Source organism: Clostridium sp. LS (assembly GCF_002760435.1).
Lineage (GTDB): Bacteria > Bacillota > Clostridia > Clostridiales > Clostridiaceae > Clostridium.
Genome location: NZ_AUUU01000131.1, coordinates 1 through 2,489, shown reverse-complemented (window position 1 = coordinate 2,489; position 2,489 = coordinate 1). Strand labels below are relative to the sequence as shown.

At 32.5% G+C, this 2,489-nt stretch carries 2 protein-coding genes; both read left to right on the top strand.

Annotated features, from left to right (window positions below):
• A partial coding sequence (locus tag COL3_RS23850; RefSeq protein ID WP_278286703.1) for a proton-conducting transporter membrane subunit occupies window positions 1–981 on the top strand: 981 nt, incomplete at its 5' end.
• A partial coding sequence (locus COL3_RS23845; RefSeq protein WP_099716736.1) for an NADH-quinone oxidoreductase subunit M occupies window positions 982–2,489 on the top strand: 1,508 nt, incomplete at its 3' end. It abuts the gene before it with no gap.

Sequence of the window (2,489 nt, the reverse complement as noted above, 5' to 3'; positions counted from 1 at the left end):
GCATTTATGGCAGGAACCATTGCTTTAGTGCAAAGAGATTTAAAAAGGATATTAGCATTTTCAACTATGAGTCAGTTAGGGTATATGGTTATGGCAATGGGCGTAGGAGGATTTACTTCTGGAATGTTTCATCTTACAAGCCACGCATTCTTTAAAGCATTATTATTTTTAGGTGCAGGCAGCATTATTCACGCTATTGGCATACAAGACATTTTTAAAATGGGTGGTTTAATTAAAAAAATGAAGATTGTAAGTATTACTTTTATTATTGCATCTTTATCTTTAGCAGGAATTCCACCTCTATCAGGCTTTTTCAGTAAGGATGAAATTTTAACTGTAACTTATGAGCATGGATATATATTTTTATATTATTTAGGTTTGATTACGGCATTTTTAACTGCATTTTATATGGCTCGTTTAGTTTTTATAGTTTTCTTTGGCGATGAAAGAGAAAAACATTCTGTCCATAAAACGCCTTGGTGCATGACTGTTCCATTAATGATATTATCAGTTTTCTCAGTATTCTATGGTTTTATAAATGAGACATTTGCTTCATATATATACTTTCAAACATCTCAAATGCCTGAAGCAAATTTAATGGTCATGGGTGAATCAGTAGCAGCGGCATCTGGAGGACTAATACTTGGATGGCTTATCTATAGTAAGAAAGTAATTTCGAGTGAAGCTCTAAGTGTGAAATTTAAACCAATTCATGAGTTTCTTTTTAATCAATATTATTTAAATGAACTTTATCACTTAGTATATGAAAAAGTAATTTTAAATATATCCCGTTTATTTAATTGGTGTGATCGTAACATAGTAGATGGAATTTTTGATAATACTACTTCTTTGATAAGCAGAATGGGAGCTAAACTTAGACTTATTCATTCAGGACAGGTGCAAAACTATGCTTTGATTTTTTTCATTGCAATTGCTTTGATAATTTTATGGCTTGCAGCACCGATTTTAGGAGGGATATAGATGGAATTTCCGATATTAACGTCAATATTATTAGCACCCATTTTGGGTATTATTATAATACTTCTATTGCCAGAAACTAAGGAAAAGGAAATAAAAGTTACTGCAGCAATTGTTACATTTATTTTACTCTTTCTTTCGACTATAGCTTTTGTAACTTACAACAAGGCAATAGGAGGGCTTCAATTTCAAGAGACCTATTCTTGGATTCCTGCCTTCGGAATTAATTATTCTGTAGGGGCTGATGGTTTAAGTATACCTTTGATATTGCTTACCGCCATCGTTATTTTTGCAGGCATTTTTTCATCATGGAAACTTGAGAAAAGAATCAAGGAATTTTTCATATTTCTGCTTTTGTTAGTTGCAGGTGTCTTTGGAGTATTTATTTCAAGAGATTTATTTTTCTTCTATATATTTTTCGAAATAGCTGTTATTCCAATGTATATCTTAATTGGAGTTTGGGGAAGCACTAGAAAAAATTATGCAGCAATGAAATTAACTCTTTACTTATTAGTAGGTAGTGCATTTATTCTAATTGGAATTATTGCAACTTTTGTATATGCTAGTAATTTAGGAATAAGAAGTTTTGATATACAAACTCTAAGTACTATTCAATATAGTTCGAGTTTTCAAAAATTTGCTTTTTTCCTAATGTTAATAGGCTTTGGTATATTAGTTCCTATGTGGCCCTTTCATACATGGTCTCCAGATGGACACGTAGCTGCGCCAACAGCTGTAAGTATGCTTCATGCTGGGGTTTTAATGAAACTAGGAGGTTATGGAATTATCCGTGCAGGAGTATTTCTCTTTCCAGAAGGCGCAAAATATTGGGTTCCTTTAATTGCAGTGCTGTCAATAGCTAATATAGTATATGGAGCTATGGTTGCTATGGCTCAAAAGGATTTAAAATTTGTAATTGGTTATTCCAGTGTAAGCCATATGGGGTATGTTCTACTCGGAATTGCTTCATTAAACTTTGAAGGAATAGATGGAGCTGTAGCTCAGATGTTTGCACATGGTATTATGACTGCATTATTCTTTACTTTAATAGGAAATATTTATAACCAGGCACATACAAGAGAAATTGCTTGCTTTGGTGGTTTAGTGCATCAAATGCCAAGAGTAGCTGTTGGATTTATAATTGCTGGTTTTGCATCATTAGGATTACCAGGATTAAATAACTTTGTCGCTGAATTTCTAATATTTTTAGGATCTCATGATGAACCAAGAAAACTATTTTCAATAATACCTTTTAAAGCAATCTCAATAATAGCTATTCTAGGAATTGTTATTACTGCTGCTTATATATTGAAGGTAATTCAAAATACTTTTTTTGGTCCAAGAAAAGAAGAATGGGATCACTTGGAAGATGCAAGAGGAGTAGAAATGATACCTATAGTAATGCTCGCAGGTGTATTAATATTTTTCGGTTTAATCCCATCACCACTAATTGATCTTATTCATAGTGGAGCAATGTCACTTATGGGTAAGATATCAGACATAGGAATGAT